Here is a 2,844-nt window from a genome sequence, read left to right on the forward strand (position 1 = left end):
TTCTGGATATCTGTAACAGGTTCAGGACTTCTTCGGCTTTCATTGTTAACAGCATACATGTCAATAGTACATAATGATATCATTATAATTCATTATATCCCATTTTCCATTTTTTTGAATCTCTTGTTAATATTTCTTCGGCAACAGTGTATGGGTCACGCTCAATTAGCCTTGATCCGTAATTTATGTTATCTATATAATTTGAATAATAATCGTATATAGTTTCCATTATAACCATTTTTAATTTCTTATAATACTTATCATTTCCCTTTTTTTTCTCCATTTTCAATATATTATTTACCAGTTCATCATAATTTTCACCCGTTATGGAATTAACCCCTATAACAGGTGTTGAGATCTTATTGCTCATATTCAATGATTCTCTTATGTCCTTAATTGCAAAATACGATCCTTCCCTGTCTATTTTATTGATTATAAATATATCGCCAATTTCCATTATGCCGGATTTGATTGCCTGTATTTCATCGCCAAGGCCAGGAGCAAGTATTACACATGTTATATCTGCTATATTCATTATATCAATATCCGATTGCCCGGAACCCACTGTTTCCAGTATTATAAAGTCGCTTCCAGATGCCTCAAGAATTTTGGTTATGTCCCATGTATATTCAGATAAGCCACCGTTGTAAAGCCTGTTTGATATGCTCCTCATATATATTCCCTTCTCGCTAAGGTTTGCCTGCATTCTTATCCTGTTTCCCAGTATTGATCCTCCGGAAAAAGGGCTTGCAGGGTCTATGGCAAGGACTGAAACTTTTCCATGTTCAGCCAGCAACGGGGCAAGATTGCTTATTAAAGTGCTTTTTCCAACTCCAGGAGGGCCTGTAATTCCTATAATTTTGGCATTTCCATTTTTATATATCCTGCTAATGATCTCCTTTTTTATTTCATATCCTGAATTCTCTACCAATGATATGGATCTTGCAATGCTTCTGTAATCGCCGGCAAGAATGCCGTCGGTGAGCTTTTCAATATTCATCTTCCCTCAATTTCCTGATTTCTTTTGCCCTCTTCTTTACATGGTTTATGATTACATTAAGTGGAGTTCCGGGGCCAAAATTACCGGATATTCCCATTTTTTCCAGTGCAGGCTTGTCTTCATCAGGAATTATCCCACCGCCAATCACTGCTATATCTATTACGCCACGTTTTTTCATGATTTCCATAACATTTTTGAATGCTGTCATATGAGCACCATTTAAAAGGCTCAGTGCAATTACATCAACATCCTCATTAATAGCTGTTTCAACAACTTCATCTGGTGTCGGCAAAAGGCCTGCATATATAACATCCATGCCTGCGTCCCTGAATGCCCTTGCAAGCACAAATATTCCACGATCATGACCATCTATTGCCGGTTTTGCCAGTAAAACTCTAATTGGCGCTTCAATATATTTTCGGTTCTTTCCACTGTCCAAATACATCCCTCCCTACATTTGATATTTCTTCAAGCGTGCAGTAATCCCTTACACAGTCCATAATGTAAGGCATTAAATTTATGCTATCATCTTCCATTGCATTTTTGAGATCTTGAAGCGATTTTTTAACCTTGTCCACATTTCTCTTGGCCTTTACGTCTTCAAGTTGGATTACCTGACCCTTTTCTGCTATATCTGTAATTTTCAATACATTAATAGGTTTTTCATCTTTATCAACATATTTGTTTACTCCTACTATTATATCATCCTTATTTTCTATTTTTAATTGCTTTCTGTATGATGTATCTGCTATTTCCTTCTGTACATATCCAGATTTTACAGCATTAAGTATGCCCCCCATTTTTTCTATTTCAGAAAAGTATTTGTAAGCTTCAACTTCCATTTCACAGGTTAATCTTTCAAGATAATAAGACCCTCCCAACGGATCTATAACATCAGTAATTCCAGTTTCTTCTGCAATTATCTGTTGTGTCCTCAAAGCAACCTTAACAGCATCATCGGTTGGCAAAGCCCACGCCTCATCATAGGAATTTGTATGCAGACTCTGCGTTCCCCCTAGAACAGCAGCCATTGCTTCTATTGTAGTTCTTACTATGTTATTAAGGGGCTGCTGCCATGTAAGTGTATATCCTGATGTCTGAGTATGAAATTTCAAGGCCATGCTTTTAGAATTTTTTGTATGGTATTTTTCCTTCAATACTGTGGCCCATATTCTTCTAGCTGCCCGAAATTTAGCTATTTCTTCAAAGAAATTTATGGAGGAATTGAAGAAAAATGACATTCTTGGTGCAAAATCATCCACATTTAAGCCAGCTTTAATTCCCATTTCTATGTAATAAAATCCATCTGCAAGAGTAAATGCCAGTTCCTGGACAGCACTTGAACCTGCTTCCCTTATATGGTATCCTGACACACTTATATAATTCCATTTCGGTACATATTTTGTTGAATATGTAAGCATATCCCTTATGAGCCTTAAATGTGCTTCCGGCGGGTACATCCACTCTTTCTGTGCAATATACTCTTTCAATATATCAGCCTGTACGGTTCCGGCTATACGATCCAGAGGTATCCCTTTTTTTTCAGCCAGTACAAAATACATGGCCGTTAATACTGCCGCAGGTGCATTTATTGTCATTGAAGTACTTACTTTTCCAAGATCAATGCCATCGAAGATTCTTTCCATATCATGCAGTGATGAAACATTTACTCCGCACTTTCCTACTTCACCCTCCGATCTTTTACTGTCGCAGTCGTATCCATAAAGTGTTGGCATATCAAAAGCAATGCTCAATCCTGTTTCTCCATTCTCTATAAGGTACTTTAAACGCTTATTTGTGTCGTCAGGTGTTCCAAATCCTGAAAACATTCTCATCGTCCAGTT

At 37.1% G+C, this 2,844-nt stretch carries 3 protein-coding genes; all 3 read right to left on the reverse strand.

Annotated elements, in window-relative coordinates; all coding sequences use genetic code 11:
• Positions 1 to 82: 82 nt before the first annotated feature.
• Positions 83 to 1,000 (reverse strand): methylmalonyl Co-A mutase-associated GTPase MeaB, encoded by a 918-nt coding sequence (locus tag WKI77_RS07455; RefSeq protein ID WP_337861196.1) that lies wholly within the window; start codon positions 998 to 1,000, stop codon positions 83 to 85.
• The gene (locus WKI77_RS07460) at positions 990 to 1,445 is read right to left on the reverse strand and encodes a cobalamin B12-binding domain-containing protein (RefSeq protein WP_337861197.1); all 456 of its coding nucleotides are present in this window, start codon (positions 1,443 to 1,445) and stop codon (positions 990 to 992) included. Before WKI77_RS07460 ends, WKI77_RS07455 begins: the two co-directional genes overlap by 11 nt.
• A partial coding sequence (locus WKI77_RS07465) for a methylmalonyl-CoA mutase family protein (RefSeq protein ID WP_337861198.1) occupies positions 1,408 to 2,844 on the reverse strand: 1,437 nt, incomplete at its 5' end. The genes WKI77_RS07465 and WKI77_RS07460, both read right to left, overlap by 38 nt.

The organism is Ferroplasma sp. (assembly GCF_037442045.1).
Taxonomy (GTDB): domain Archaea; phylum Thermoplasmatota; class Thermoplasmata; order Thermoplasmatales; family Thermoplasmataceae; genus Ferroplasma.

Bases quoted from the DNA above. Each gene is read 5' to 3' on its own strand.
- WKI77_RS07455 (WP_337861196.1), bottom strand. From the start codon at position 1,000: ATGAATATTGAAAAGCTCACCGACGGCATTCTTGCCGGCGATTACAGA.
- WKI77_RS07460 (WP_337861197.1), bottom strand. From the start codon at position 1,445: ATGTATTTGGACAGTGGAAAGAACCGAAAATATATTGAAGCGCCAATT.